The 25,146-nt window shown below is 73.9% G+C and carries 20 protein-coding genes; 9 read left to right on the top strand and 11 right to left on the bottom strand.

The window, feature by feature from the left end; translation table 11 throughout:
- The gene (locus ACQEVZ_RS48740; RefSeq protein ID WP_433381539.1) at positions 1 to 2,550 is read left to right on the top strand and encodes an FtsX-like permease family protein; all 2,550 of its coding nucleotides are present in this window, start codon (positions 1 to 3) and stop codon (positions 2,548 to 2,550) included.
- A gap of 48 nt (positions 2,551 to 2,598) precedes the next feature.
- Here ACQEVZ_RS48740 and ACQEVZ_RS48735 read toward each other — a convergent pair whose 3' ends face one another.
- Positions 2,599 to 3,246, bottom strand: a complete 648-nt coding sequence (locus ACQEVZ_RS48735) for a response regulator transcription factor (RefSeq protein WP_344499938.1) — start codon at positions 3,244 to 3,246, stop codon at positions 2,599 to 2,601.
- Positions 3,234 to 4,376, bottom strand: coding sequence for a histidine kinase (locus tag ACQEVZ_RS48730; RefSeq protein ID WP_433381535.1), 1,143 nt, complete (start codon positions 4,374 to 4,376; stop codon positions 3,234 to 3,236). Before ACQEVZ_RS48730 ends, ACQEVZ_RS48735 begins: the two co-directional genes overlap by 13 nt.
- Positions 4,377 to 4,475: 99 nt before the next feature.
- Here ACQEVZ_RS48730 and ACQEVZ_RS48725 point away from each other — a divergent pair, with 99 nt between their 5' ends.
- Positions 4,476 to 5,963 (top strand): phenylacetate--CoA ligase family protein, encoded by a 1,488-nt coding sequence (locus ACQEVZ_RS48725; protein WP_433381532.1) that lies wholly within the window; start codon positions 4,476 to 4,478, stop codon positions 5,961 to 5,963.
- A gap of 16 nt (positions 5,964 to 5,979) precedes the next feature.
- Here the strand turns inward: ACQEVZ_RS48725 and ACQEVZ_RS48720 are convergent, their stop codons facing one another.
- Positions 5,980 to 6,936 (bottom strand): ion transporter, encoded by a 957-nt coding sequence (locus ACQEVZ_RS48720; RefSeq protein WP_433381529.1) that lies wholly within the window; start codon positions 6,934 to 6,936, stop codon positions 5,980 to 5,982.
- Between the two features lie 172 nt (positions 6,937 to 7,108).
- Here ACQEVZ_RS48720 and ACQEVZ_RS48715 point away from each other — a divergent pair, with 172 nt between their 5' ends.
- Positions 7,109 to 7,867: a PIG-L deacetylase family protein gene (locus tag ACQEVZ_RS48715; RefSeq protein WP_433381526.1), complete on the top strand. Its 759-nt coding sequence runs from the start codon at positions 7,109 to 7,111 to the stop codon at positions 7,865 to 7,867.
- A 57-nt stretch (positions 7,868 to 7,924) separates the two neighbouring features.
- Here ACQEVZ_RS48715 and ACQEVZ_RS48710 read toward each other — a convergent pair whose 3' ends face one another.
- Positions 7,925 to 9,511 (bottom strand): pectate lyase family protein, encoded by a 1,587-nt coding sequence (locus ACQEVZ_RS48710; RefSeq protein WP_344499946.1) that lies wholly within the window; start codon positions 9,509 to 9,511, stop codon positions 7,925 to 7,927.
- 133 nt (positions 9,512 to 9,644) lie between these two features.
- On the bottom strand, positions 9,645 to 10,508 hold the full coding sequence (locus tag ACQEVZ_RS48705; protein WP_433381522.1) for a LysR family transcriptional regulator: 864 nt from the start codon (positions 10,506 to 10,508) through the stop codon (positions 9,645 to 9,647).
- Between the two features lie 69 nt (positions 10,509 to 10,577).
- Here ACQEVZ_RS48705 and ACQEVZ_RS48700 point away from each other — a divergent pair, with 69 nt between their 5' ends.
- Positions 10,578 to 11,093 (top strand): hypothetical protein, encoded by a 516-nt coding sequence (locus ACQEVZ_RS48700; protein WP_433381519.1) that lies wholly within the window; start codon positions 10,578 to 10,580, stop codon positions 11,091 to 11,093.
- A gap of 161 nt (positions 11,094 to 11,254) precedes the next feature.
- Complete coding sequence (locus ACQEVZ_RS48695) at positions 11,255 to 11,413, top strand: hypothetical protein (protein WP_433381516.1); 159 nt, start codon at positions 11,255 to 11,257, stop codon at positions 11,411 to 11,413.
- A 28-nt stretch (positions 11,414 to 11,441) separates the two neighbouring features.
- Here ACQEVZ_RS48695 and ACQEVZ_RS48690 read toward each other — a convergent pair whose 3' ends face one another.
- On the bottom strand, positions 11,442 to 12,158 hold the full coding sequence (locus tag ACQEVZ_RS48690) for a VOC family protein (protein WP_433381513.1): 717 nt from the start codon (positions 12,156 to 12,158) through the stop codon (positions 11,442 to 11,444).
- 155 nt (positions 12,159 to 12,313) lie between these two features.
- Here ACQEVZ_RS48690 and ACQEVZ_RS48685 point away from each other — a divergent pair, with 155 nt between their 5' ends.
- Positions 12,314 to 13,990, top strand: coding sequence for an MFS transporter (locus tag ACQEVZ_RS48685; RefSeq protein ID WP_433381510.1), 1,677 nt, complete (start codon positions 12,314 to 12,316; stop codon positions 13,988 to 13,990).
- Here the strand turns inward: ACQEVZ_RS48685 and ACQEVZ_RS48680 are convergent.
- The 4 genes from ACQEVZ_RS48680 to ACQEVZ_RS48665 form a co-directional block, all read right to left on the bottom strand.
- The gene (locus ACQEVZ_RS48680) at positions 13,938 to 15,296 is read right to left on the bottom strand and encodes a WD40 repeat domain-containing protein (protein ID WP_433381507.1); all 1,359 of its coding nucleotides are present in this window, start codon (positions 15,294 to 15,296) and stop codon (positions 13,938 to 13,940) included. The two genes, ACQEVZ_RS48685 and ACQEVZ_RS48680, sit on opposite strands and share 53 nt — an antisense overlap.
- Entirely contained in the window at positions 15,293 to 15,796 is a 504-nt protein-coding gene (locus ACQEVZ_RS48675) for a SigE family RNA polymerase sigma factor (RefSeq protein WP_433381504.1), read from the bottom strand. The genes ACQEVZ_RS48680 and ACQEVZ_RS48675 overlap by 4 nt, the downstream gene beginning before the upstream one ends.
- A gap of 99 nt (positions 15,797 to 15,895) precedes the next feature.
- A complete protein-coding gene (locus tag ACQEVZ_RS48670; protein ID WP_433381501.1) occupies positions 15,896 to 17,143 on the bottom strand; it encodes a calcium-binding protein in 1,248 nt (415 codons plus the stop codon).
- An 84-nt stretch (positions 17,144 to 17,227) separates the two neighbouring features.
- Entirely contained in the window at positions 17,228 to 19,660 is a 2,433-nt protein-coding gene (locus ACQEVZ_RS48665) for a SpoIIE family protein phosphatase (RefSeq protein ID WP_433381498.1), read from the bottom strand.
- Positions 19,661 to 19,934: 274 nt separating this feature from the next.
- On the opposite strand from ACQEVZ_RS48665, the gene ACQEVZ_RS48660 reads away from it, so the two are divergent.
- Positions 19,935 to 21,671 carry a S8 family serine peptidase gene (locus tag ACQEVZ_RS48660; RefSeq protein ID WP_433381495.1) on the top strand — a complete coding sequence of 579 codons (1,737 nt, stop codon included), beginning with the start codon at positions 19,935 to 19,937 and terminating at the stop codon, positions 21,669 to 21,671.
- A 252-nt stretch (positions 21,672 to 21,923) separates the two neighbouring features.
- Here ACQEVZ_RS48660 and ACQEVZ_RS48655 read toward each other — a convergent pair whose 3' ends face one another.
- A complete protein-coding gene (locus ACQEVZ_RS48655) occupies positions 21,924 to 22,709 on the bottom strand; it encodes a hypothetical protein (protein WP_433381492.1) in 786 nt (261 codons plus the stop codon).
- A 210-nt stretch (positions 22,710 to 22,919) separates the two neighbouring features.
- Between ACQEVZ_RS48655 and ACQEVZ_RS48650 the strand changes: the two genes are divergently transcribed.
- Both ACQEVZ_RS48650 and ACQEVZ_RS48645 read left to right on the top strand, forming a co-directional pair.
- Positions 22,920 to 24,263: an extracellular solute-binding protein gene (locus tag ACQEVZ_RS48650; RefSeq protein WP_433381489.1), complete on the top strand. Its 1,344-nt coding sequence runs from the start codon at positions 22,920 to 22,922 to the stop codon at positions 24,261 to 24,263.
- Positions 24,264 to 24,341: 78 nt separating this feature from the next.
- Positions 24,342 to 25,145 carry an SAM-dependent methyltransferase gene (locus ACQEVZ_RS48645; protein ID WP_344499968.1) on the top strand — a complete coding sequence of 268 codons (804 nt, stop codon included), beginning with the start codon at positions 24,342 to 24,344 and terminating at the stop codon, positions 25,143 to 25,145.
- Position 25,146: the final 1 nt, after the last annotated feature.

Below are 25,146 nucleotides of genomic sequence, written 5' to 3'. Positions count from 1 at the left end.
ATGCTGTGGCTGGCTGTGTGGCTGGCAGGGAGCACCATCAGGGACCGCAAGGGCGGGTTCGTGGCCGCGTTCGTGGCGGTGGTGTTCGGTTCGGCGGTGATCACGGCGTGCGGGATCCTGCTGGAGAGCAGCGAGCGCTCGGGGGCTCCCACCGAACGCTACCGGGCCGCCGACCTCGTGGTGGGTGCCCCGCAGGCGCTGCCGATGGCCGACGACGTCGACCCGCGGTTCGCTGAGCGGGCCACCCTGCCGGCCGCCAAGGTCGCTGAGGTCGCGCGGGTTCCAGGTGTACGGGCGGCGATCGCCGACGTGAGCGTCCCGGTGAGCCTCGTGACGGCCGATGGGACGGCCGACGGGGCGGGTGGGCGGCCCGTGCTGGGGCACGGCTGGGGATCCGCCGTGCTCGGCCCGGTCACGATCAGCGCCGGGCGGCCGCCGGCCGGGCCGCGGGACGTGGTGCTGGACGCAGCGCTGGCCGAGCGGGCCGGCGTCGCCGCCGGCGCGGACGTCCGGCTCGCGGTCGGCTCGAACACGACCACCTACCGGGTGACCGGCGTCGCGGTGCCGCCGGGGAGCCGGCGGCCCGCGGTGTACTTCACCGACGAGCGGGCCATGGAGCTGACCGGCCGGCCGGACCGGGTGGCCGTGATCGGCGTGCTGGCCGCTCCCGGCGTCGACGACCTCGCTCGCGCCGTCAAGGACGCGGTCCCGGATGTGGTCGTCTACGCGGGGAGGGACCGCGGCGAGGCCGAGTTCCTCGACGTCGGCGCGACGCGGTCGTTCATCACCGAACTGTCGTTCGCCTTCGGCGGCAGCATGGTCGTGGTGATCATGGTCGTCGTCGGGAGCACCCTCGCGCTGTCCGTACGGCAGCGGCTGCGGGAACTGGCCCTCCTGCGGGCGATCGGCGCCACCCCGAAACAGGTGCTGCGCATGATCGCCGCGGAGACCGTGCTGGTGGGCGCGCTCGGCGCGGTGCTCGGCGTGGTCCCGGGCATCGGGCTCGCCTTCCTCCTGCGCGGCGTCTTCGCCCTCGCCGGTGCGGTGCCGGACGACTTCGAGCTGTCGATCGGCCCGCTGCCGCTGCTGGCCGCGACGGTGCTGTGCCTGATCGGTGCCCGCCTCGGCGGCTGGATCGCGGCCCGGCGCGCGGCCAGGCTCAGGCCGGTCGACGCGCTCGGCGAGGCCGCCGCGGAGCCGGCGAGACTCGGCCGGATCCGGTTGGCCGCCGGCCTGCTGCTCGTCCCCGCAGGCCTCGCCATGGCGATCGTGCCGCCGCTGCGGGTGCCCGGCGAGGGCGCCGCCGAGGGCGCCGCGTTCTCGGCGTTCCTGCTCGTCTTCGCCGTCGGGCTGCTCGGGCCGCGGCTGCTCACCGGCGCCGTCCGCGTCCTGAGCCCCTGGCTGCACCGCGGGTCGGGCGTCAGCGGGTTCCTCGCGACCGCCAACGCCCGCGCCAACTCCCGGCGGCTCGCCGCGGCGACCACCCCGCTGATCATCGGCGTCACCCTCGCGGCCGGGCAGCTCTTCAGCGGCACGACCGCGGGCGCGGCCGCCCTGGAGCAGGCCGGTGACGGGCTGCGCGCCGGCTACGTCGTCACCGCGACCTCCGCGGGGGTGTCGCCCGAGGTCGCCGACTCGCTGCGGGACGTGCCGGGCGTCGCGGCGGTGACCCCGCTCGTGCGCACGCGGACCCTCGCCCTCTTCGGCTCCGGCGACGACCGGCAGATCCGCAGCTACGCCACGCAAGGGGTCACCGGCGACCGGCTCGCGGCGACCCTGGACCTCGGCGTGCTCGAGGGCGACGTCGCGGACCTGCGGGGCGACACGGTGGCGTTGAGCCGTATCGCCGCGGGCACCCTCGGCGCGACGCTCGGCGGCACCGTCGACCTCCGGCTCGGCGACGGCACGCCGGTCACCCCGACGGTCGTGGCGATCTACGAGCGCGGCCTCGGCCTCGGCGACGTCACCCTGCCGCACGACCTCGTCCTGGCGCACACCACGGACCGGCTGGACTTCGCGGTGCTGGTCGCGGCGGCGCCGGGCACCGACGCCCGGGCGGTCGGTGACGCGCTGCGGTCCGCCGTCCGGGACCTACCGACGGTCCGGGTCAGCGACCGGGACTCGTTCGTGGCCGCGCAACAGGACGCCACCGCCGGCGAGTCGGTGGTCGGCCTCGTCCTCAACGCGGTGCTCCTCGGCTACCTCGCGATCGCGGTGGTGAACACGCTGGTGATGGCGACCGCCGCGCGCTTCCGCGAGTTCGCGCTGCTGCGGCTGGTCGGCGCGAGCCCCGGGCAGGTGCGCGCGATGATGCGCGGCGAGACGAGGATCGTCGTCGTGGCCGCCGTGGTCATCGGGTCGCTGGCCGCGCTCCCGTCGCTGGTCGGCACGAGCTTCGCGCTGACCAGGACGCCGATCCCGTCGGTGCCGCCGCCGATGTACGCCGGGATCGTGGCCGTCGCGGCGCTGCTCGGCTGGGCGGCGATCATGACGGCGACCCGGATCGCGATGCGGCCGGCGCCGGTCGACGCGATCGGCGCCCGCTCGTGAACGCCTCGGCCGTCGCCGCTCGCGAGCGAAGGCCTCGGCCGTCGTCGCTCAGCGGCCGGCGGCGTTGAGGTAGGCGAGGACGGCCAGGACGCGGCGGTGGCCGCTGTCGGTGACGGCGAGGCCGAGTTTGGCGAAGATGTTGCCGATGTGCTTGTGCACGGCGTTGTCCGTGATGACGAGCCGGGCGCCGATGGCGGTGTTGTCGAGGCCCTGCGCCATCAGCCCGAGCACCTCGCGTTCGCGGGGCGTGAGGGCGGCGAGCGGGTCGCCGGCGCGCTGCACCAGCTGGGCGATGACCTCGGGGTCCATCGCGCTGCCGCCGTCGGCGACCCGGCGCAGCGCGTCGACGAACCCGTCGACCCGGCTGACCCGGTCCTTGAGGAGGTAGCCGACCCCACCGCCGGCGGTGGCGAGCAGCTCCGCGGCGTACTGCTGCTCCACGTACTGCGACAGCACCAGCACCGGCAGCCCGGGGTGCTCCCGCCGGGCCTGCAGGGCGGCCCGGATTCCTTCGTCGCGGAACGTCGGCGGCAGCCGGACGTCGACGATCGTCACGTCGGGCCGGTGCTCCCGCACGGCGGCGAGGAACCCGTCCGCGTCCTGCGCGACGGCCGCGATCTGGAAGCCGGCCCGGCCGAGCAGCAGCTCCAGCCCGGTGGACAGCAGCACGTTGTCCTCGGCGATCACCACCCGCACGGCAGCTCCACGGTCACGGTCGTCGGCCCGCCGGCCGGGCTGTCGACGTCGACGGCGCCGTCCAGCGCGAGCACCCGGCGGCGGATCCCGGCGAGTCCGGTGCCCCGCCGCTCGTCGGCGCCGCCGGCACCGTCGTCGGTGACCACCACCGACAGCCGGTCCGCGGCGCGGCCGACCCGTACCCGGGCCGCGGTCGCGCCGCTGTGCTTGGCGACGTTGGTGAGCGCCTCGGCGACGGCGAAGTACACGACGGCCTCCACGGCCGCCGGGACCCGCTCGAACTCACCGATCTCCAGCCGGGTCGGCACGCCGCAGCGGGTGACCACGGCGGTCAGGGCGCCGTCGAGCCCCCGGTCGGCGAGGATCGGCGGGTACACCGACCGGATCACCTCACGCAGCTCGGCCATCGCCTCCTCGGTGCCCTCGTGCGCGTCCCGGAGCAGCCCCTCCACGAACTGCTCGTCCCGCGGCGACTCGGCGAACGCCTGCCGGGCCACGGCCAGCCGCATCGCGATGGCGACGAGCCGGGCCTGGGTGCCGTCGTGCAGGTCCCGCTCGATCCGGCGCAGCTCCGCGCCGTGCGCGTCGAGCACGTCCGCCCTGGTCCGGGTCAGCACGGCGACCCGCTCGGCGAGCTCCTCGCCGGCCCGGCGCGCCAGCACCGCCACGCAGATCCGGGCGTGCGCGCGGGCGACCGGCGGGAAGGCCACGAAGGCCAGCGCGGCGAGCAGCACGATCTGCAGCGGCCCGAGGGTCAGCGCCGTCGCCCACCCGGTCACCGGGACGTCGATGAACAGCCGCGGCCGCTCCACGAACGGAAACGCCCACCACAGCGGCGTCGCGATCAGCGCGACCACGATGTTGCCCACGCACAGCAGCGCCGGCAGCCCGAACGCCACGCCGGTGACCGCGTGCACCGGCAGCCACAGCAGGGCGCCGGCCGTCCGGCCCGTCGCCGCGTGCGCCCACGCCGCCCGCAGCGTGGGCCGCGCCCCAGACGCCGGGTCGAGCAGCCGCCGGGCGCGGTCGCGGTGCCAGGCCGCCCACCACCGGGCGAGCCGCGGCACGCACAGCAGCGGCAGCGCGAGCACGGTGCCGACCGCGGACAGCAACGCACCCAAGAGGTACACACCGCCCCGCCGCGCCGCCCGCACGGCGTCGAGTCTGCCCAAAGATCGCCGCGCCCGCCAATACAATCGGCCGGGCCTGAAGCGGACGGAGTGCGGACAGTGGATGACAGGGCGCAGCGGGTCCTCGCGGGCCTGCGCGAGTTCTACGAGGCACCACCGGGCGCGGCGGCGGTGGAGGACGGCGCCGAGCGGGCGCTGCGGCTGTTCCACGACGTCGCCGCGAGCGTGCCCGCGTACCGGTCGTTCCTGCGGGAGCGCGGCGTCGACCCGGCCGGCATCGCCACGGCGGGCGACCTCGCGCGGGTGCCGCTGCTGACGAAGGCCGACTACCACCGCCGGTATCCGCTGCCGGAGCTGTGCCGCGGCGGGACGCTCGACGGCGCCGAGACGGTCGCCGTGTCGTCCGGGTCGTCGGGGCAACCGACCGTGTGGCCGCGCTCCGTGCCGGACGAGCTCGTCGTCGCCCGCCGGTTCGAGCAGGCGCTGGTCGGCAGCTTCCGGGCCGACCGCCGGCGCACGCTGGTCGTGGTGTGCTTCGCGCTCGGGTCGTGGGTCGGCGGCATGTACACCGCCGCCGCCTGCCGGCACCTGGCGGCGAAGGGCTACCCGGTCACGGTGGCGACGCCCGGCAACAACGTCGACGAGATCCTGCGGGTCGTCCAGGAGCTGGGGCCGCACTTCGAGCAGGTGGTCCTCGCGGGGTACCCGCCGTTCGTGAAGAACGTCGTGGACGCCGGCCGGGAGCGGGGCGTGGACTGGCCCGCGTACGCGATCAAGCTGCTGCTCGCCGGTGAGGTCTTCAGCGAGGAGTGGCGCACGCTCGTCGGCGCCAGGGCCGGGATGGCGGACCCGCTGTCGGACTCGGTCTCGCTGTACGGCACCGCCGACGCCGGCGTCCTGGGCACGGAGACGCCGCTGAGCGTGGCGATCCGGCGGTTCCTCGCCGGCCGCCCCGACGCCGCCCGCGCGCTGTTCGGCGACCCGCGGCTGCCGACGCTCGTGCAGTACGACCCGGCGACCCGCTACTTCGAGACCCACGAGGGCACGCTGCTCTTCACCGGCGACGGCGGGATCCCGCTGGTCCGCTACCACATCGCCGACGAGGGCGGCCTGCTGTCGCACGAGGCGATGCTCGCGTACTGCGCCGGCCTGGGCTTCGACCCGGAGGAGGGCCTGGACGCCGGCGCCGCCCCGCGGCTGCCGTTCGTGTGGGTCTTCGGCCGGTCGCTGTTCACCGTGTCGTACTTCGGCGCCAACATCTACCCGGAGAACGTGACCGTCGCCCTGGAACGCGACGGCATCAGCGACTGGGTCACGGGCAAGTTCGTCCTGCAGGTCCTGTCCGACAGCGACGAGGAGCGGCACCTGTCCGTCGTGGCGGAGCTCGCGCAGGGCGAGACCGGCGACCCCGCAAGAGTCGGGCAGCTGGCCGGCGCGATCCGCGCCGAGCTGCGCAGGCTCAACAGCGAGTTCGCCAACTACGTCCCGGCCGCCTACCAGACCCCGCGGGTCGAGCTGCGCCCCGCCGGCGACCCCGAGTACTTCCCGCCGCAGGTCAAGCACCGCTACACCCGCCCGGCCGAGTGACCCGCGCGGGACGGTCTCATCCAGATGCGTCGCCGACCGGCGATGGCTGGCGCGGCACCGGTCGGGCCGGATCCGTCGCGGCCTGGCGGGCGAGGTGCTGCTCGAGGGCGTCGACGGCCGCCCGCAACGATGCCAGCTGCGCCGCGACCGTCGCGTCTCCCGGCCGCCCGACAGGGTCATCGGCGGGGTCTTCGGCGGGGTCTTCGGCTGGGTCTTCGGCAGGCGCGGGGGTGGCGTTCGCCGTGTCGCGCTCCTCCTGATGGGCGTCCTGCAGTGCGTTGAGCACGACGCCGACGAGGAGGTTGGTCAGCAGGAAGCAGGCGGCGACCATGTAGGAGACGTAGTACAGCACCGCCCACTCGGTGACGGCGCGGCCGGTCTGCAGGGTGTCGGTGATGCCGTCGAGGGACAGCAGCAGGAACAGGGTCAGCATCGCCTGCCCGACGGTGCCGTACCGGGCGGGGTTGGCGTCGGCGAACATCATCCAGCCGAGCATGGCGTAGCCGTACAGCAGCAGGACGGTGACGAGCAGGAAGCTGCCGAGGCCGGGCAGGCTGCGCCGGATGCCCACCAGGATCACCCGCAGGCTCGGGAAGAGCCGGAACGTCCGCACGATCCGGGCCAGGCGCAGCATGCGCAGCACGGTCACGTTCTCCCGCACCCCCGGCAGCAGCGGCGAGAGCAGGATGAACAGGTCGAAGAGGTTCCAGGCGTCGCGGAAGAACGCCCGCGGCGCCGGCAACTGCGCGCCGAACCGCACCAGCAGCTCGACCGCGAAGCACACGATGCAGCCGTACTCGACGACCCGGAGCACGCCGGCGGCGGCGCGGTGCGCACCGTCGTAGGTTTCCAGGCCGAGCACCGCCGCGTTGATGACGATCACCGTGAACGAGGCGACGGTGAACCAGCGGGCGTCGATCAGCGTGCGGCACGCCGTGGCGACGCGGGCCACGGACGGACGGATGGTGTTCATTGACGGGCCGGACTCCCAGGACGGTGACCTTCAACCGGGACGCAGCCTACGACATGATCGACATGTCCGGATCGACGGGACAACCCGCCGGAGGAAGCCGTGCTCAACCGGCCTGTCCGGGGCCGGGCGGACCTGGCGGCACCGGCGCGCGGCGTGCAGCAAGATGGGAGGCATGACTGAAACGCCTGCCACACCGCACCCGCTGCAGCCGGTCGACGAGGACTGGCAGCGGGCCCTCGCGATCGTCGCGCACCCCGACGACCTGGAGTTCGGCGCCGCCGCCGCGATCGCCCGCTGGACCGGTCAGGGCAAGGAGGTGGCGTACGTGCTGCTGACCAGCGGCGAGGCCGGCATCGACGGGATGGACCCGGCGGAGGCCGGGCCGCTGCGGGAGCGGGAGCAGCGGGAGTCCGCGCAGATCGTCGGGGTGTCGCAGGTGGAGTTCCTGGGCCTGCCCGACGGCGTCCTGGAGGGCGGTGTGCCGCTGCGGCGCGAGCTGGCGCGGGTGATCCGCACGCACCGGCCGGACATCGTCATCACGAACAACTTCCGCGACAGCTGGGACGAGGCCGGCGACGCGCTCAACATGTCGGACCACATCGTCACGGGCCGGGCGGTCCTCGACGCCGCGCGCGACGCGGGGAACCGGTGGGTGTTCCGGGAGCAGATCGACGAGGGGCTGGAGCGGTGGGGCGGGGTGCGGCAGGTGTGGGCGGCGAACTCGCCGCTGTCCAAGCACGCCGCCGGCACGACCGCCACGTTCGATCTCGGCGTGCGGTCCCTGGAGGCGCACGAGGCCTACCTGCGCGGTCTCGGCACCGGCGACTTCGACGCGGAGGAGTTCCTGGAGGGCTTCTCCCGGCAGACGGGCACCCGCCTCGGCGTCACGTTCGCCGCCGCGTTCGAGGTGTTCAAGCTGAGCCTGCTCTGACCGCTTCCGCGAGCGGGCGGGGCCGGAGGATCCGGCCCCGCCGCCCGTGCCCGCGGATCAGGCGTAGGTCTCGAACTCGGCGACCTTCGGGGTGCCCGTGGCGCTGGTGATCTCGAAGGTGACCTTCTTCAGCGAGGTGCGGGTGAAGGTGATGACGCCCGCGCCGGTGCCGGAGGCGAGGACCGCGCCGGTGTCACCGTTGAGCACGCGCCAGTTGCGGATGACGCCGGTGGAGCCGGACGCCTCGCGGATGTTGATGCGCGAGATCGCGGTGGCCGAGCCCCACTTGATGGAGATGGAGCCGGTCGTGCCGGACGGCGACCAGTACGTGCTCATGCTGCCGTCGCGGACGTCGCCGTAGCTGGTGCCGTCGGCCTTGCTGGAGCCGTCGGAGCCGGCGCCGATGCTGAGGTTCGTGCCGCCCTGCGTGGGTCCCGGCGAGGACGGGCCGGGGGAGGACGGCCGCGGCGACGACGAGGTCGGCCCGGCGGAGGTCGGACCGCCGGTCGGGCTGGTCGGCGTGCAGCTGCCGTTGGAGACCTGCAGGCCCTTGTTCGCGCCCGCGGTGCGGCTCACGACGTCCGGCACGCAGCTGGCCGGGTCGAGGGAGAAGCTGTACGGGATGCTGACGCTGGTGTTGGACGTCGGGTTCGGGCCCGCCGGGTTGGTGTCGGTGCCCTTCGGCGACCAGGTCACGTTGTCGAAGATGTTGCCCGCGACCTGCCAGTAGCCGGCCTCGCTGGTGTAGAACGTGCCGATGACGTCCTTGGAGTTCTTGAAGTAGTTGTTGTCGATGCGTGCCCGCGCGCCGGCCCGGGAGTTGATGCCGGACTCGTTGAGGCTCACGTAGGAGTTGTTGTAGATGTGAGCGATGCCGCCGCGCAGCAGCGGCGTGCGGGAGTCGATGTTCGTGTACGAGTTGTGGTGGAACGTGATGTAGCTGTTGCCCCGGTCGCTCTCGCTGGAGCCGATGAGGCCGCCACGGCCGGAGTTCTTCAGGGTGCTGTAGGACAGCGTCACGTACTGCACGTCGTCCTTGAGGTCGAACAGGCCGTCGTAGCCCGCCGACTCGCCGCCGGACGCCTCCAGGGACACGTGGTCGACCCAGACGTTGCGGACGGTGCTCTCCATGCCGATGGCGTCGCCGCCGTTGGACGTGGGCGAGCCGGACTTCTTCACGTTCCTGACCGTCACGTTCTGGATGATGATGTTGCTCGAGTCGCGGATGTGGATGCCGAGCTGGTCGAAGACCGCCCCGCCGCCGACACCGATGATGGTGACGTTGCTGATCTCCTTGAGCTCGATCTTGTCCTCGGCGGTGTTGCAGCTGCTGCCGGAGACCTTGGTCGTGTTGCCGTGGTTGATCGTGCCCTCGACCTGGATGATGATCGGGGTGCTGCTGCTGGCGCGGTTGCACAGGGCGGCGTGGATGGCGGTGCCGGTGGTGGCCCGGACCGTCTGCCCGCCGGCGCCGCCGGTGGTCCCGCCGTTCTGGGTCGCGAAGCCGGTGACGCCGCCGGTCGCCGCGGACGCCTCCGGCGTGGACAGGGCGACGCCGATCGCGGTGCCGACGATGGCGGTGGCGGCCGCGGCCACGCCGGCCCGGAGTGCGAGGCGGCGGGGTGTTCGGGACTGTGGGCTCATGCGAAGCCTCCGTGGGGGTGATGCGACGGGGGTGTCAAAGCATCGGCGGAACCCGATACTAGGAAAGCGCTTTCCTCCACGACAAGGGTTCTGGTGTGCAGGTTTGTTGCAGGAATCCGGATCCGTGAAATTTTCAGGCGCGGGCAAGAATGCGCTGCGCAAGACCGGTGATTCGCGGGTCTGACATCGCCGACGGTTGATGGACCAGGTGATACGTGATAGGCGGCAGGTCCCGGACCGGGCGGGCCGCGACCCCCGCGGGCGGCGGCACGCAGCCGTTGACGACCGCCAGCCCCACGCCGAGCGCGACGAACTGCGCGATCAGCGGCCACCCCTCCGCCTCCACCGCGACCGTCCAGCCGACGCTGGCGGCCCGCAGCGCCTGCTCCAGCAGCACCCGGTGCGGCCGGTGCTGCGGTGGCACGACCATGCGGGCGCCGTCCAGGTCGCGCAGCCCGACGCTCCTGCGCCGGGCCAGCCGGTGTCCTTCTGGCACGAACAGCATCTGCGGGAACGTCGCCAGCTCCGCCACGGTCAGGTCCTCGGGCAGCACGTCCAGCACGCTCACCCCGAGGTGCGCCTGCCCGGTCCGCACCGCGGCGAGCATCTGCCGGTGGTCGCAGTTGATCAGGCGCAGCCGGGTCGGCTCCTCGGCCAGCACCGCCCGGATCGTGTCGCCCAGCAGGTACAGGTAGGCGCCCTGACCGGCGGCGAGCACGACCGGCCGGCGCGGCGCGGCACCTGCGAACTCGGCCAGGAACTGCGCGAGCCGCTCGTCGTGCGCGCGGGCGAACCGGGCCACCGCCTCACCTTCGGGCGTGAGCACCAGCCGCCGCCCCACCCGGTGGTACAGCGGCCGGTCCAGCTCCCGCGCCAGCTTGCCGATCTTCACGTGCAGCGCGGGCTGGGAGATGCGCAGCCGCTCCGCCGCCCGGGTGAAGTTGAGGTGCTCGGCGAACACCGCGAACGCGGCGAGGGCGTCCGGCGACACTGCCATAACCTCAGACTATAGCCGCGCGGACAAGAATAGTTCCGCGCTAGTACCGCGGCGGCGACGCTGAACCACATGAACACAGCAGGCAGCAGGCTCGGCGTCGACATCGGCCGGGTCATCATCGGCGGGGCCGCCCCGGGCGGCGGCGACACCCAGTTCTTCAGCGGCGACACCGCCAGGATGCTGGCCACGCCGGCGGTGCCCGGCGCGTTGGAGGCCCTCGCCCGTCTCGTGCCGCGCTTCGAGCAGGTGTGGCTGGTCTCCAAGTGCGGCGAGCGGGTGCAGCGCCACACGCGACAGTGGCTCGACCATCACGCGTTCGCGGCCCGCACCGGCATCCCCCGCGAACACCTCCGGTTCTGCCTGCGGCGGCCCGAGAAGGCCGTGCACTGCGCGGAGCTGGGCATCACCCACTTCGTCGACGACAAGCTCGACGTGCACGAGGCGCTGCGCGGCATCGTGCCGCACCGGTTCCTGTTCGGCCCGCAGCCGGCCCCGCCGCCGCCGTGGCTGCACCACACCGAGACGTGGGACGCCGCCGAGGCCGCGATCCTGCGCAGCCTCGATCAGGCGCCCGCGCGGCGGTAGGCGACCACCGCGGCGAACAGCCCCGCGAGCCCGGCGAGGAGGCCGGCGATGCCGAGCGTGATCGGGGTGCCGTCGGTCTGGCCGTCGGCGGCGGTGTCGGCGGCGTCCTGCGCGGCGGTGACCGGTGCGGCGGATGCGGTGGCGTCGGTCTTCTTGGTGACTTGAGGACGGGGGCGGCGGGCATCGTGGTCACCGGCGCGATCGGCTGGGCCCTGCCGACGTTCGGCGTCACCCTCGCCGCGTTCATCGTCGTCGACGGCATCGCCGGCCTGCTCCGCCGCCGCCGTCGCGCCGCGGCGGACCCGCCCGCAGTGGCGTAGCGGCGCCGCGGGCCGGCGCCGGGGTGGGTCAGCCGGGCTGGGAGCAGAGGCAGAAGGGCTTGCCGACCGGGTCGAGGAAGACGCGGAAGGTGTCGCCGCCGGCCTGGAGCCGGGTCGCGCCCAGGGCCAGGGTCGCCGCCTCGGCCTCGTCCAGGTCGTCGACCAGCACGTCGAGGTGGAGCTGCTGCGGGTGGGCCGGGTCCGGCCAGCGCGGCGGGGTGTAGCCGTCGACGCGCTGGAAGAGGACGGGGCGGTCGCCGTTGTCGCCGATCTGCGCGAATTCGTCGTCGTTGTGGGTCAGGGGCTTGCCGAGCAGGGCGGTGTAGAACTGGCTGAGGCCCCACGGATCCGCGCAGTCCACGACCGGGCCGAGCAGGGTCACGCCGTCGTTGCCGGGCTGCCAGCAGAGGTCGAACGGGTGGCCGGCCGGATCCGCGACGGTGATCCAGCGGTCGTTGCGGCGCAGCAGGGTGCCGCCCAGCGCCAGCACCCGCTCGAGGGCGGGCTCGAGTGCGGGGACGCGGAGGTCCAGGTGCGCCTGCTGCGGGCGCTCCTGGCCGGGCCACAGCGGCGGGCGGTGGTCGGGGGCGAGCTGGAAGCCGACCTTCCATCCGTCGTTCGCGCGCAGCGACACCCAGTCGTCGTCGGCGTAGGTCTGCTCCCAGCCCGTGAGCTCGGCGTAGAACGCGGCCAGGCCGCGGTGGTCGGCGGTGTCCAGGACCACGACGTCCAGCGTTCCGATCATGGGTCGAGGATACGACCGCCGCCGCGGTGCACCCGTGCGCGGGACCTCGCCCGGGCACGCGTAACCGGCTACGTCCTCAGGTCGTTGAGGAGTGAGGTCCAGCAGACGAGGTGGGCCGGTCGAGCGTTACGTGGGGGTGCGGGGCTGATGGCACGATGCTGATGCGGCGGGTCGATCCGCCGGGCAGGGCGGCGCCGGCGCGCAGGGCCGGCGTCACGCTGGCCGTGGCCGTCACGGGCTACATCTTGCATTACTGGGCGTGGATGCTGATCGGCCCGCTCGGCCCGCAGCTCGGTTACCGCTTCGGGCTCGACGCGGGCGCCTGGGCCCTGCTCGGCAGCGTGCCGCTCGTCGTCGGCGTGCTGCTGCGGGTCCCGGCGGGGGTGCTGACCGACCGGTTCGGTGCCAGGATCGTGCTGCCGGCGGTGAGCCTCGCCGCGGCCGTCGCGGCGGCCGCCCTGGCCGTGGTCGACGGGCTCGCGGCGCTGATCGTCGTGGCGTGCGCCCTCGGCGTCGGGGGTGCGGGCCTGCCCGCCGCCGCGGCCGCCCTCGTGCGAGCCGTCGCGCCCGGCCGCCGCGCGCCCGCGTTGAGCCTTCTCGCCGCGGGCATGTGCCTCGCCGCCACGGCCGGGGTCGCCGTGCGGGCCACGGTCGCCATCGACCGGGAGCACGGCCTGCTGATCCTCACGTGTGCGCTGCTCGGCCACGCCGGGCTGGCCGCCGTCGTGCTGCGCGACCGGCCCACCGCCGGGCGGCGGCCGGGGGGCGCCTGGTCGGCCGTTCCCGCCCTGGTGCGCCGGCCGGTCACCCGCTATCTCTCCGTCTGGTACGGCGTCTCGTGCGGCGGCCTCGTCGCCCTCGACGTGTACCTGCCGGCGTACCTGCACCACACGTACGGCGTCGGCTGGACCGTGGCCATGCTGTTCGCGGCCGGCGCGGTCGGTCTCGGCGCGGTGGCCGGGCCGTTCGGCGGCTGGCTGTGCCGGCGGCGCGCCCCCACCGCCGTGATCGGCACCTGCTTCACCGCCCTCGCCGGGCTGCTGGTGATCCTGGCGTTCGAGCTGCCCCTCGCCTGGGTCGCGGGCCCGGCCCTCGGGGGTGTCGCGGTCGCGCTGGGCACCGCGTTCGGCAGCGTGCTGGCGCTCATCGGGCGCACCGCGCCGCCCGCCCAGGCCGGCACCATCACGGGCGTGATCGGTGCCGTCGGCAGCGGGGTCGGGCTCTTCCCGGCGCTGCTGCTCAACATCGTGCACGACATCAACGGCTCCTACGCGATCGGGCTGATCCTGCTCGCCGCCGCCGCGGTCAGCGGCGCTAGCAGCCTGCGGGCCCGGCGCGCCTGGATCGGCGCCGCCGTCGCCTTCCCCGCGCCGGCCGAGGTCGCGGCACAGGCCGACGACGCGTCGCAGGCCGCCATGACGATCGTGGCGCTGGAGGGGCCACAGGTCCGTGCGTACCTCGGCGACGTCACCGCCGTCCTCGCGACCCTCGCGACCCGGCACGAGGTGGCGGTCGTCTGCCGGGACGGCGGCACGGGCATCGGGTTTCAGCTCGTCGCGGGCCTGCGCCGGCACCTGCCGGCGCACACCGTGCTGGCCGTCACCGCCGAGACGCCGCCGCACCCGCACGAGACGGCGGCGATCGCGGAGATGATCGACGCGGGGAAGATCCCGGTCGTGCTCGTCGACGGCGTCGACCCCACGCCGACCGCGATGCTCCTCGCGGTGGCCGTCGACGCCGACCAGGTGCTCCAGCTGAGCCCCGACCGGGTCGAGGGCCTCATTCCGTTTCAGCGTCTCCCCGGGACGCACCTGCCCCTCGCCGGCGGGTGATCCGGCGGTACAGCAGGAACACCACGACGACCAGGAACACGCTGCCGCCGGCGGTGGTCACGGTGAACCATCCGGGCCACGGTCCGCGGTCCGGGTCGGCGCGGCGCACCACCAGCGACGGCAGCAGCCCGGTCGCCATGCGGATCTCGTACGCGTGGCACGTCTGCGTCCCGTACTCGCAGCTCTGCCCGGCGTCGAACCGGCTCAGCAGCGTGCCGGGCAGCCCGCCGCCCAGCGGCACGTCCCGCAGCTCACCGGGGCCCTCGCCGGCGGAGACCAGCGCGACGATCCGGTCGCCTGACCGCCACCCGAGCATCTCCTCGGCCGCGATCGGCTCCGGCACCGGCCCGCTCCCGGTGGCGTCGGCGAAGACGATCCGCCGGTGGTAGTGCGTGACCCCGTCGCCGCCGCTGGAGGTCGTGGCGCCGGTCGCGGCGAGGAGCCGGCCGTCCGGCGACCAGGCGGCGTTCATGGTGAGGACGTGCTCGACGGGCAGGTCGACGGTCCGCGCCGCCGTGCCGTCGAGGTCGACGATCTCGACCTGGGGCCCGGTCTGGACCGCGATCCGCTGCCCGTCGGGCGCGAACGACGCGGCGAAGACCGGGGTCACGCCGCTCAGCGTGCGGTGCCGGCCGGTGGGGAGGTCCACCAGGGTCAGCACGCCGGTCCGGCGGGACTCGCCGAGGGTGTCGCTGTACGGGTCGCCCATCGGCATCGGCACCGCCGAGTACGCCAGGGTCCGCCCGTCGGGGGAGAACGCGAGCGGCACCGCACCCGTCGGCGCGGGCAGCGGGACCGCCCGCCGGCGTCCGGTGGGCAGGTCGACGAGGGTCAGCGCGTCGACGGCGATCCGGTCGTCGGTGAGGACGGCGGTCGTCCCGTCCGGCGACAGCAGCCAGGGCCGGATGCCGCGGCGCCCTTCGGCCGCGTCCAGCTGCCGGTAGGTGTCCCGGTCGGCGCCGAGCGCGAGCGGCTGGAACTGGTTGAACAGCTCGCCGTTGCCGAACTGGTACAGCATGACGGCCCGCCCGCCGGGGGAGCGGCTGACGGTGCTGGTCAGCGACGAGTACGGCGCGATGTGGTCGGGCAGCGACGGCGTCGCCCCCGGCGTGGCCGGCACGACGGCGACCGGCCGCACGAGCGGCAGCAGCCCGAGACCGGCGGCGAGCACGGCCACGACGGCGATCACCGCGGCGACCCGGCGGCGCCGCACGGACCTGCGCCCCCGCGCGACGAGGGTGTCGACGTACTGCGGCGGCAGCGGCGGCTCGTCGAGCGGCACCGACCGGAACAGCTGCTCGCTCACCGCGCCTCCCAGGCGTAGTCGGGCATGAGGCGGCGCAGCGCCGCGAGGGCGTAGGACGTCTGGCTCTTCACCGTGCCGGTCGAGCAGCCGAGGACCCGTGCGGTCTCCGCGACGTCGAGCCCCTCCCAGTACCGCAGCACCAGCACCGCCCGCTGCCCCGGCGCCAGCTTGGCGAGCGCCGCGTGCAGGTCGACCCGGTGCTCCAGCGCCGGCACCACCGGCGCCGGATCGGGCTCGGCGTCGGTGAACAGCCGCACGTTGCGCGCCCACCACGTGCCGCGCTGCTGCAGGTACACGTTCACGAGCACCTGCCGCACATACGCGTCCGGCGAGTCCGCGGCGCTGATCCTGCCCCAGTGCCGGTACAGCTTGATGCAGGTCGCCTGCACCAGATCGTGCGCCTCGTGCCAGTCCCCGCACAGATGGTAGGCGGTCCTGCGCAGCGCGAGCACCCTGTCGCTCACGTACTGCACGTAGGCGTGCTCCTCGTCGGCCCGCATCCGGCTCCCTCCCCGCTCACCTCCTGGATCGCAGCAACCACCGGATCGGTTGTGCCCGCCGCCCGGAAATTCTGCGGGATGCGGGGCCGGCGCGGAAGGTCAGGGGAGCTGGCCCGGGAACTCGCAGGCGGTCTTGCTGGCGCCGCCGGTGTCGGCGTGGCACCAGTCGATGTCGGCGCCGCCGTCGAGGGCGTCGTAGCCGGAGCCGCCGGACAGCGTGTCGGCGCCCTGGTCGCCGTGGATGGTGTCGCCGCCGGCGCCGCCGTGGAGGTCGTCGGCGCCGTACCCGCCGTAGATGGTGTCGGCGCCGTCGCCGTCGGTGATCGTGTCGTCGCCGCCGAGGCCGTACGAGACGTCGTTGCCGCCGAGCGGGTAGATGGTGTCGTCACCGCCGGTGATGGGCAGCCAGTTGCCGCTCGGGTCGCCGCGCAGGACGTTCGCCGAGTCGTTGCCGTACAGGACGTCGTCGGCGAAGCCGCCGGTGAGGTTCTCCACGGCGGAGCCGATGAGGTCGCCCTCGCCGGGCGCGCCGTCGTTGGCCAGGCCGTCCAGGCTGGCGGTGACCGGGACCGCGTGGTCGCCGTAGCTGACCGTGTCGACGCCGGTGCCGCCGTACATCGTGTCGGCGCCGTCGCCGCCGAGGAGCGTGTCGTTGCCGCCGCCCCCGCTGATCAGGTCGTCGCCGTCGCCGCCGCTCAGCGTGTTGGCCCCGGCGTCGCCGGTGAGCGTGTCGTCGCCGGGACTGCCGACGACCGCCTCGACGGCGGCGAGACCGTCGTGCTCGGGGCCGCCGTCGCCGGTGCTCAGGTCGACGGTGACGGGTCCGGGGTGCTGTGCGTAGCTGACCGTGTCGGTGCCGGCGCCGCCGTCGATCTGCTCGCCGTGCGTGCTGGACGTGACGGTGTCGTTGCCGTTGCCGGCGGCCACGTTGGAGCCGGAGACGGTCACGCCGGTGAGGTCGACGGTGTCGTTGCCGTCGCCGGCACCGATGAGCCAGTGCACCGAGCCGCCGCCGATCACCGTGACCCGGTCGCTCCAGTCGCCCGGCTCGACGTGGATGTCGGGCGACATCGACACCGTGCACTGCGCGACCGTGTCGTCGCCCGGCACGGGGTGCGTACAGTCGCCGGAAACGCTGATCGGATAGATGTCGTCGATCGTCACGGTCGTGCCGGACTTCGTCACCACGACGTCGTTGGCGAACCCGGGGGCACCGCTGAAGGTCAGGTTGTGGGAGATGTCCGTGCCCGCCGACCCGCCGGGCGGCACGGCCGCCGCCGGCTCGACCGTGACCAGCACTGTGCTCATCGTCGCCGCCACCGTGAGCGCGGCCAGCCGTCGCATCATGCAGCCGTGGTACCAGCGACGGTCACCGGCCGCTCCGACGGGGTCAGCTATCCGACACGCTGAGTGACCAGGTTGGCATCCCGGTCAGACGCGGGGCAGGTCGAACCAGACGAGCTTGCCGCCGGTCGGGACGAGCTCGGAACCCCACGCGGCCGCCAGGTGCTCGATGATGTGGAGGCCGCGGCCGTTGTCGCTGTCCGCACCGGCCGGTGACGTCCGGCGCTCCGGCGGGCGGATGCTGGTGTCGTGGACGGTGACCCGCAGGTACTCGTCCAGGCACAGCTCGACGGTCACGTCACCGACGGTGTGCTGGATCGCGTTGGTGATCACCTCGTCGAGCAGCAGCAGCGCGTCGTCGATGATCGGTGCCTGCTTCCACGCGGTGAGCATGTCGGCGGCGAAGCGGCGGGCCGCCGCCGCGCTGATCGCCTCGCCCCGGAAGCGGCGCCGCGCGGTCGGCGGCGCGGTCGGCACGGCGTCGCTGGTGAGGCAGAGGACGGCGACGTCGTCGGTGCGGGGCCGCGGGCCGACGTCGCTGCCGAGGATGTGGTCAAGGGTGCCGCCGGGATCCCGGGTCGGCGCGCTGTGCAGGGCCGCGCGCAGCTCCCGCAGCCCCTGGTCGATCGGGTGCCGGCGGTCCTCGACGAGGCCGTCGGTGTAGAGCAGCAGCGTCGCCGCCTCCGGGATCAGCAGCGTCGTGTCGAGGTAGACCGCGTCAGGTGTCACGCCGATCGGCGGGCCGGGCCGCAGCCCCAGCCGGTGCACACCGTCGGCGGTCCGCAGCATCGGCGGGGGATGCCCGGCCGTGACGGCGGTGACGGTGCCCTCCGCGAGGTGCACCTCCAGGTAGCAGCAGGTCGCGATGGTGTCCGGGTGCAGGTCCAGCACCAGCCGGTTGACGTGGTGCACGACGCTGGCCGGGTTGTGCCGCTCGCCGGCGTACGCGCGCAGCGCGTTGCGGACCTGCCCCATCGTCGCCGCGGCCGCCGCGCTGTGCCCGGCGACGTCGCCGATGACGACGCCGACGGCCCCTTCGCCGAGGTCGATGATGTCGTACCAGTCGCCGCCGACGTCGACGCCGTGGGTCCACGGCAGGTACCTGGCCGCGTGGCGCAGCCCCGGCACGCGCGGCAGCGTCGCGGGCAGCAGCGCCCGCTGCAGCGCGGACGCGAGCGTGGTGCGCGCCTCGAAGAGCAGCGCCCGCTGCAGCGCCTGGGCGCCGAGGCCGGCGAGAGCCATGAGCGTCGCCTGCTCGTCGTAGTCGAACTCGCGCGGCCTGCGGTAGCCGACGACGAGCGTGCCGAGGACCTCACCGCCGACCGCCAGGGGCAGGAACGCCCAGGCCTGCCGCTCGCCCGCCGGCACCGCCGCCGCCGGGTCCGGCTGCGCGGCCTGGAACTGGGCGAGGGACGTCAGGTAGAGCGGCTGCCCGGTCCGCGCGACCGCCGTCGCCGGATACGGGTGGTCCAGCGGCAGCTCCCGCAGCTTCTCGACGACGTCGGGCTCGTAACCGTCGTGGAACCGCAGTTGCAGCCGCTGCTCGTGCAGCAGCAGGAGCGCGAGGCCCTGGCCGCCCGCCGACGGGCGCAGCACCGAGCCGATCGCCGCGTACACCTCGGCCGTCGTGCTGGCCGCGACCAGCGCCGTCGTCGCCGTCTGCAGCGCGGTGGCGCGGGCCGCCGCGTCCGTCGCGCGGGCGGCGGCCCGCTCGGCCTCCGCGGCGACGGCGGCGAGGTGCCGCTGCTGCCCGACCTGGTCGGTGACCTCCCGGAACGACACCGCCACGGCCGGCGTGCCCGCGTCGGTCCGCGCCCGGGCGATCTTCACCTCCCACACCTGGCCGACCTGCGGATACGGCCGCTGCCCCAGCCACGGCTCGCCGGTCTCGGCCACCGACCGGTACCGGTCGAACAGGCCGTCGTCCCAGCTGCCGGGTGCCACCTCGCTGAGCGGGTGCCCGATGACCTCCTCGGCGGTGCGGCCGACGAGCTTCGCGCCGAGCTGGTTGACGTAGTCGCAGACGAAGTCGACGATCGCGCCGCTGCCGTCGGTCACCGCCCGCAGCAGCGTGAAGCCGTCGAAGGCGGCGTCGAGGACGTCATACAGCCGGGTGCCACCCGTCGACTGCGGCGCGACCGTCAGCTGCCGCAGGTCCACGAACCGCACCCCGAGCCCGTCACCCCACGGGCTGACCCGCATCTCGAAGTGCCCGGTCACGCTCGGCCGGTCGTAGTAGACCGTGCGGGTGACGGGCTGCCGCGTCTCCACGACCTCCCGGTAGAGCGGCAGCGTCCCGTCGTGCACGGTCTCCGGCCACACCTCCCGGTAGCGCCGGCCGATCAGCTCCTCGCGGGACCGGCCCGCGAACCGGCAGCCGGCGTCGTTGATGTACACCATCTCGAAGTCGACGATCTCGCCGTCCTCGCGCACCGCCGTGGCGAGCACCCAGCCCTGCCGGTCGTCGTCGAGCATTGCCAGCAGTCGCGCATCGCGCGGCGCGCCGCCGTCCTCGCCCAACGGGCCTCTCCTTCTCCCCGGTGCGTCCCGGTGACGCCCTGTCATCCTCCCGCATCCGCCGCGCGTCGTCGAACCACCGCGACGCTGACCCCTCGTCGGTGCCGGGAGCTTCGCAGACGACGGGCTCGGATGCGGGACGGGTGCGAGCAGGGTGCTGAGTCGGGCGATGTGGCGGTGGTTACCACGAAACGGGACGGGACCGGCTGATCGGACGACAGCCCCGGGCCCGCGGGGGCCTCACGATCGAATGACCGCACCGTCAGATGGAGGTTTGATGCGTTCAGGTTCCCTGATCCGGGCCGCTGTTGCCGCGACCGCGGCGACCGGTCTGCTGGCCGGGCCGCTCGTGGGGCCGGCGGCCGCGGCCGTCCGCACGGGGCACGCCGCCGAGGCGTCGATGGCGGTGATCGTCCGGCATGACGGGACCGGCGGAGCGGAGGCCGCCGTAGCCCGGGTGGGAGGCGCCGTGGGACAGCACCTCGACCTGGTCGGGGCGTTCACCGCGACGATTCCCGCGGGCGCGCTCGCCGCGGTGAGCGCCGCGCCGGGTGTACGGGCGGTCACGCTCGACGGCGCGGTGCGCCTGCAGGGCGAGGAGTGGAACGCCGACAAGGACCAGCACTCGATGTACAGCCTGACCCAGTCGATCGGGGCGCAGGACGTCTGGTCGGCCACCGACGCGTCCGGCGCGAAGCTGACCGGTCAGGGCGTCGGCGTCGCCGTCATCGACTCCGGGATCGCGCCGGTCGCGGGTCTCGACACGCCGGGGAAGGTCGTCAACGGCCCCGACCTGTCGTTCGAGTCGCAGACGCCCGCGCTGCGCAACCTGGACACGTTCGGGCACGGCACCCACATGGCGGGCATCATCGCCGGCCGCGACAGCGGGGTCGCGGCCGGCAAAGAGGCGGACAAGAAGCGGTTCGTCGGGGTCGCGCCGGACGCGCACCTGGTCAACATGAAGGTCGCCGCGGCCGACGGCGCCGTCGACGTCTCGCAGGTCATCGCGGCGGTCGACTGGGTCGTGACGCACAAGGACGACCCCGGCCTCAACATCCGGGTGCTCAACCTGTCGTTCGGCACCGACTCGACCCAGGACCCGCGCCTCGACCCGCTGTCGTACGCGGTGGAGGCGGCCTGGAAGAAGGGCATCGTCGTCGTGGTGTCCGTCGGCAACGACGGCCTCCAGGAGTCCCGCGTGGGGATGCCGGCGCAGAACCCGAACGTCCTGGCCATCGGCGCCGCCGACCCGCTGACCACCGCGGACCGCTCCGACGACGTCGTCGCCGACTTCAGCACCGGCGGCTCCGCGACCCGCCACGCCGACCTCGTCGCGCCCGGCAAGTCGGTGGTGTCGCTGCGCGTGCCCAACGCCTTCATCGACGCCGCCTACCCGCAGGCACGCATCCCCGAGGACCCCGACCAGCGGTACTTCCGTGGCAGCGGCACCTCGCAGGCCGCCGCGGTCGTGTCCGGCGCCGCCGCGCTGCTGCTGCAGCAGCGCCCCGAGCTCACCCCTGACCAGGTGAAGAAGCTGCTGACGGGCACCGCCGACGCCATGCCGGCCGGTGACACGCTCGCCCAGGGCGCGGGCCAGCTCGACATCGCCGCCGCCGTGAAGGCGCCGACCCCGGCCGCCGCGGCGCAGGGCTACCTGCCGGCGACGGGCCTCGGCTCGCTGGAGGCGTCGCGCGGCACCTCGCACGTCGCCGACCCCGACACGGGCACCGAGCTCACCGGCGAGGTCGACATCATGGGCCAGGCGTGGACGCCGGCCGGCTGGGCGCAGGTCTGCACGACGGGCACCGCCTGGAACGGCGACACGTGGAACGGCCGCACGTGGTCGGGCCGCACCTGGTCCGGCGGCAACTGGGCCGGTCGCACCTGGTCGGGCCGCACGTGGTCCGGCGCCGTCTGGGACGGCCGCACGTGGTCGGGCCGGACCTGGTCGGGTCGCACGTGGTCCGGCCGCACCTGGTCGGGCCAGGCCTGGTCCGCGAGCGACTGGGCCTGACGCGTCCCGGCTCACCGGCTCCCGGTCGCAGGGTTCCGACCCCGCGACCGGGAGCGCTCTGGTGCTGCCGCCCTACGTGGTGGTCGCGGGCAGGCGGGGAGCGGGCACCCGCGGCAGGCCGCGGCGGCGGTCAACGACCCGTCGCGCTCGTCACGAAGACGGCCGCGGGCGTGGACTAATTGCTAGTTACCAGATAGGATTTCAGGGAAACCGTGCGGGGTGCGAGAGCCACCGCACCCCGCCGCGGGAGCGTCACTCGAACAGCTCGTAGACCGAGTCCGGGGCGGGGATCGCGCCGGCCGGCTCGGTGACCGGCTGGACCGAGCCGAAGCCGGCGAAGGTCAGCCGGATCGACAGCTCCGGGTCGATCGCGTCGCCGTCCACGGCGAACTCGGTCAGCCGGCCCTTGGCGTCGACGGTCGCTGTGAACGGGACCGCCTTGGCCTTCGCGCCGGCCTTGCGCACCGCGTCGTCCGGAGGGGCGAGGATGGTGTCGGCGGCCGTCACGTCGATGGTGCCCTTGTAGTGGGTGGCATCGGTCCGCTCGACCTCGCCGAGACCGTTCTCGCACAGCTCGGTGATGCCCAGGCGTGGTGCGCCGGCAGGGTCGATCGGCAGCGTCGCCGAGGCGCCGACCTTCGACCGGTCGACCCGCATCCAGTGCGCCGCGTCGACGCCCCACGCCTTGTTGAGCTGCGCGCCGAAGTCGGCCTTGACCCACAGCTCGGGCGCGATGACGGTGTACGCCACTGAGATGTCGATGGTCCCGACCCGGCCGCCCATGGACATCGTGGCGGCCTGGTCCGCGGGGTCGATCCTGCCCCCGCCGGTCTTCGCGCCCTGCTTGATCTCGAACGTGTACGCGGTGCTGCCCAGCGTGTTCACCGCCGCCAGCAGCGCCTCCTTCGGCGGGAGATCGGCCGTGGGTGCGCCGATGACCCGGCCCGCTGACGGCGTCCCGACCTGCGTCTCGATCGTGCAGCCGGTCAGGCCGCCCGCGGTCAGGGCGAGCACGAACAGCACAGTTATGTGTCTCATCTGGCAAAGGCCTCCGCATCGGGGTGCACCCCCAGGCTCGGAGGCGCAGCCGCACGGACGGTATCGGCCCGCCGCCATGGCCCCGACCGACCGGAAGCCGTGGTGACGCAGGTCAGCGCGATCAGCCTCATTTCCGTGACACGACTTGTGTCGACTATCCGCCCCCGGCTCCGTGCTCAAGTGGAGGACCGTGCTGCCGATGAACGGGGCGTGTTCAGGGTTCTGGCCGTCGCCGCCGTCACCGTGCTCGCGATGTCCGGGTGTGCCGGAGGCGGTGACGGTGCGAAGGAGACGGTCGGGTACGCCGCGGACCAGCCGCCCGTCACGATCGACTTCTGGTACATGCCGTCGGGCGGGCCGCTGCAGGAGAAGGCCGTCGCCGAGGAGGCCAAGGAGTTCCACGCCGCGCACCCCAACATCACCGTCAACCCCGTGCGGGTCGTCTGGGAGGACGCGCTCACCCGGCTGAGCACCGCGTCGGCCAGCGGCGAAGGCCCCGACGTCACCCAGCTCGGCACCACCTGGGTCGGCGGCTTCAGCCGGCTGGGGGCGCTGCGCCCCTACACGGCGGCCGAGATCGACGCGGTCGGCGGGCAGACGGCCTTCACCGCCGCCAGCTGGAGCTCCAGCCATCTCATCGGATCCCCGGACACGACGGCGATGCCGTGGCTGGTCGACGTGCGGGCGCTGTTCTACCGCACCGACGTGCTCAAGGCCGCCGGTCTGGACGCGGCCACGGCGTTCGCCACGTGGGAGTCGCTGGAGGCGGCCCTGCAGCGGATCCAGGCCGCCGGCGGCGGGGTCGCGCCGCTGGCGATCGGCAACGAGAACACCTTCGGCATCATCCACAACGTGGCACCGTTCGTGTGGAGCGCGGGCGGGGACCTGCTGGACACGGCCGGCACCGCGTCGCGCCTGTCCGAGCCGGCGGCCGTCGACGCCGTGCACTACTACCAGCGGCTGGTCACGCGGTTCAACGACCCGCAGGTGGCGAAGATGATCAACAATGACGTGCCGGCCGCGTTCGCCGCCGGCCGCGGCGCCGTCACCATCGACAACTCCCAGTCCGTCGGCGACTTCCTGGCCGACCCGGACCGCCCCGGGCTGCGGGCCGGCTGGGCGACCGCGCCGTTGCCCGCGGGCAAGGCCGGGCGGTTCGGCTTCCTCGGCGGCTCCAACCTGGCGATCCTCAAGGACGCGAAGCACCCCGGAGCCGCCTTCGAATGGGTGCGGTTCCTCACCGGGAAGCAGAGTCAGCAGCGGTACGCCGTGAGCACCGGCCTCTGGCCCGCGCGCTCGGAAGCGGTCGCGGGGACGAGGCTGGAGACGGAGCCCGCGTACGCCGCGTTCCGCGAGATGATCGGCCACGGCAGGATGTACCCGTCGGTCGCCGCGTGGATCGTGGTGGAGAGCGTGATCGCCAAGGACTTCGCCGAGCTGTGGCACGCGCCGGGGGAGCTGACCCGCGACCAGGTCCGCTCGATCCTGGCCAAGACCAGCGCCGACATCGACGAGACCCTGGCCGATCCGGGCCGGACCGGTATCGGCGAGTAGCCCGGGCGGTGGTTGGTGTTGTTGTGACGAACCACTAAGTTCGGTCACGACACAGCACGCCGCCTGGAAAGGACGCCGGTGGACAGCAGCGAGCAGAGCCGGATCGACACCACTGTGCCGCACCCCGCGCGGCGGTACAGTTACTGGCTCGGCGGCAAGGACCACTTCGCAGCTGACCGCGAGTCCGGCGACGCGATCGCCGCCGCCTTCCCGGCCGTCGTCGCCCTGGCCAGGGCCAACCGGGTGTTCCTGCGCCGCGTCGTGCACTTCCTGGCCGAGGCCGGCGTCCGGCAGTTCCTCGACCTCGGCACCGGCCTGCCCGCGCCCGACAACACGCACGAGGTCGCGCAGCGGGTCGCCCCCGAGTCGCGGGTGGTCTACGTCGACAACGACCCGATCGTGATGGTGCACGCCCGGGCGCTGCTGCAGGGCGACCCGCGCGGCGCGACCGCCTACCTCGAGGCCGACGTCCGCGACCCCGACTCGATCCTGGAGCACCCGAGCCTCCTCGAGACGCTCGACCTGACCCGCCCGGTCGGCGTCCTGCTGATCACCACCCTGCACTTCGTCCACGACGACGAGCAGGTCGCCGCCATCGTCAAGCGCCTGGTCGACGCGGTGCCGTCCGGCAGCTATCTGGTGATCACCCATGGCACGATGGACTTCAGCACCCAGCAGGGCATCACCGCGTATGAGCAGATGTTCGCCGCCGGCCGCACCGACGTCCGCGCCCGGCCCCGGGCCACTCTCGAGCGCTACTTCGCGGGCCTGGAGATCGTCGAGCCCGGCATCGTCCCGGTCGGCGACTGGCGCCCCGACACCGATCAGCGCCCGGTCAGCGAGGATCTGCAGATCTACGCGGTGGTCGCCCGGAAGCCGTAAG

This window comes from Dactylosporangium sp. CA-152071 (genome assembly GCF_050936335.1).
GTDB classification, from domain to species: Bacteria; Actinomycetota; Actinomycetes; order Mycobacteriales; family Micromonosporaceae; genus Dactylosporangium; species Dactylosporangium maewongense.
The sequence above is the reverse complement of the archived record's forward strand: the minus strand, read 5'-3'. Positions and strand labels throughout refer to the sequence as shown.

What these genes read in the sequence shown, in the direction of transcription:
- ACQEVZ_RS48740 (WP_433381539.1), top strand. Translation starts at nt 1, where the DNA reads ATGCTGTGGCTGGCTGTGTGGCTGGCAGGGAGCACCATCAGGGACCGC.
- ACQEVZ_RS48720 (WP_433381529.1), bottom strand. Translation starts at nt 6,936, where the DNA reads ATGAACACCATCCGTCCGTCCGTGGCCCGCGTCGCCACGGCGTGCCGC.
- ACQEVZ_RS48715 (WP_433381526.1), top strand. Translation starts at nt 7,109, where the DNA reads ATGACTGAAACGCCTGCCACACCGCACCCGCTGCAGCCGGTCGACGAG.
- ACQEVZ_RS48710 (WP_344499946.1), bottom strand. Translation starts at nt 9,511, where the DNA reads ATGAGCCCACAGTCCCGAACACCCCGCCGCCTCGCACTCCGGGCCGGC.
- ACQEVZ_RS48705 (WP_433381522.1), bottom strand. Translation starts at nt 10,508, where the DNA reads ATGGCAGTGTCGCCGGACGCCCTCGCCGCGTTCGCGGTGTTCGCCGAG.
- ACQEVZ_RS48700 (WP_433381519.1), top strand. Translation starts at nt 10,578, where the DNA reads ATGAACACAGCAGGCAGCAGGCTCGGCGTCGACATCGGCCGGGTCATC.
- ACQEVZ_RS48690 (WP_433381513.1), bottom strand. Translation starts at nt 12,158, where the DNA reads ATGATCGGAACGCTGGACGTCGTGGTCCTGGACACCGCCGACCACCGC.
- ACQEVZ_RS48685 (WP_433381510.1), top strand. Translation starts at nt 12,314, where the DNA reads ATGCTGATGCGGCGGGTCGATCCGCCGGGCAGGGCGGCGCCGGCGCGC.
- ACQEVZ_RS48675 (WP_433381504.1), bottom strand. Translation starts at nt 15,796, where the DNA reads ATGCGGGCCGACGAGGAGCACGCCTACGTGCAGTACGTGAGCGACAGG.
- ACQEVZ_RS48670 (WP_433381501.1), bottom strand. Translation starts at nt 17,143, where the DNA reads ATGATGCGACGGCTGGCCGCGCTCACGGTGGCGGCGACGATGAGCACA.
- ACQEVZ_RS48660 (WP_433381495.1), top strand. Translation starts at nt 19,935, where the DNA reads ATGCGTTCAGGTTCCCTGATCCGGGCCGCTGTTGCCGCGACCGCGGCG.
- ACQEVZ_RS48655 (WP_433381492.1), bottom strand. Translation starts at nt 22,709, where the DNA reads ATGAGACACATAACTGTGCTGTTCGTGCTCGCCCTGACCGCGGGCGGC.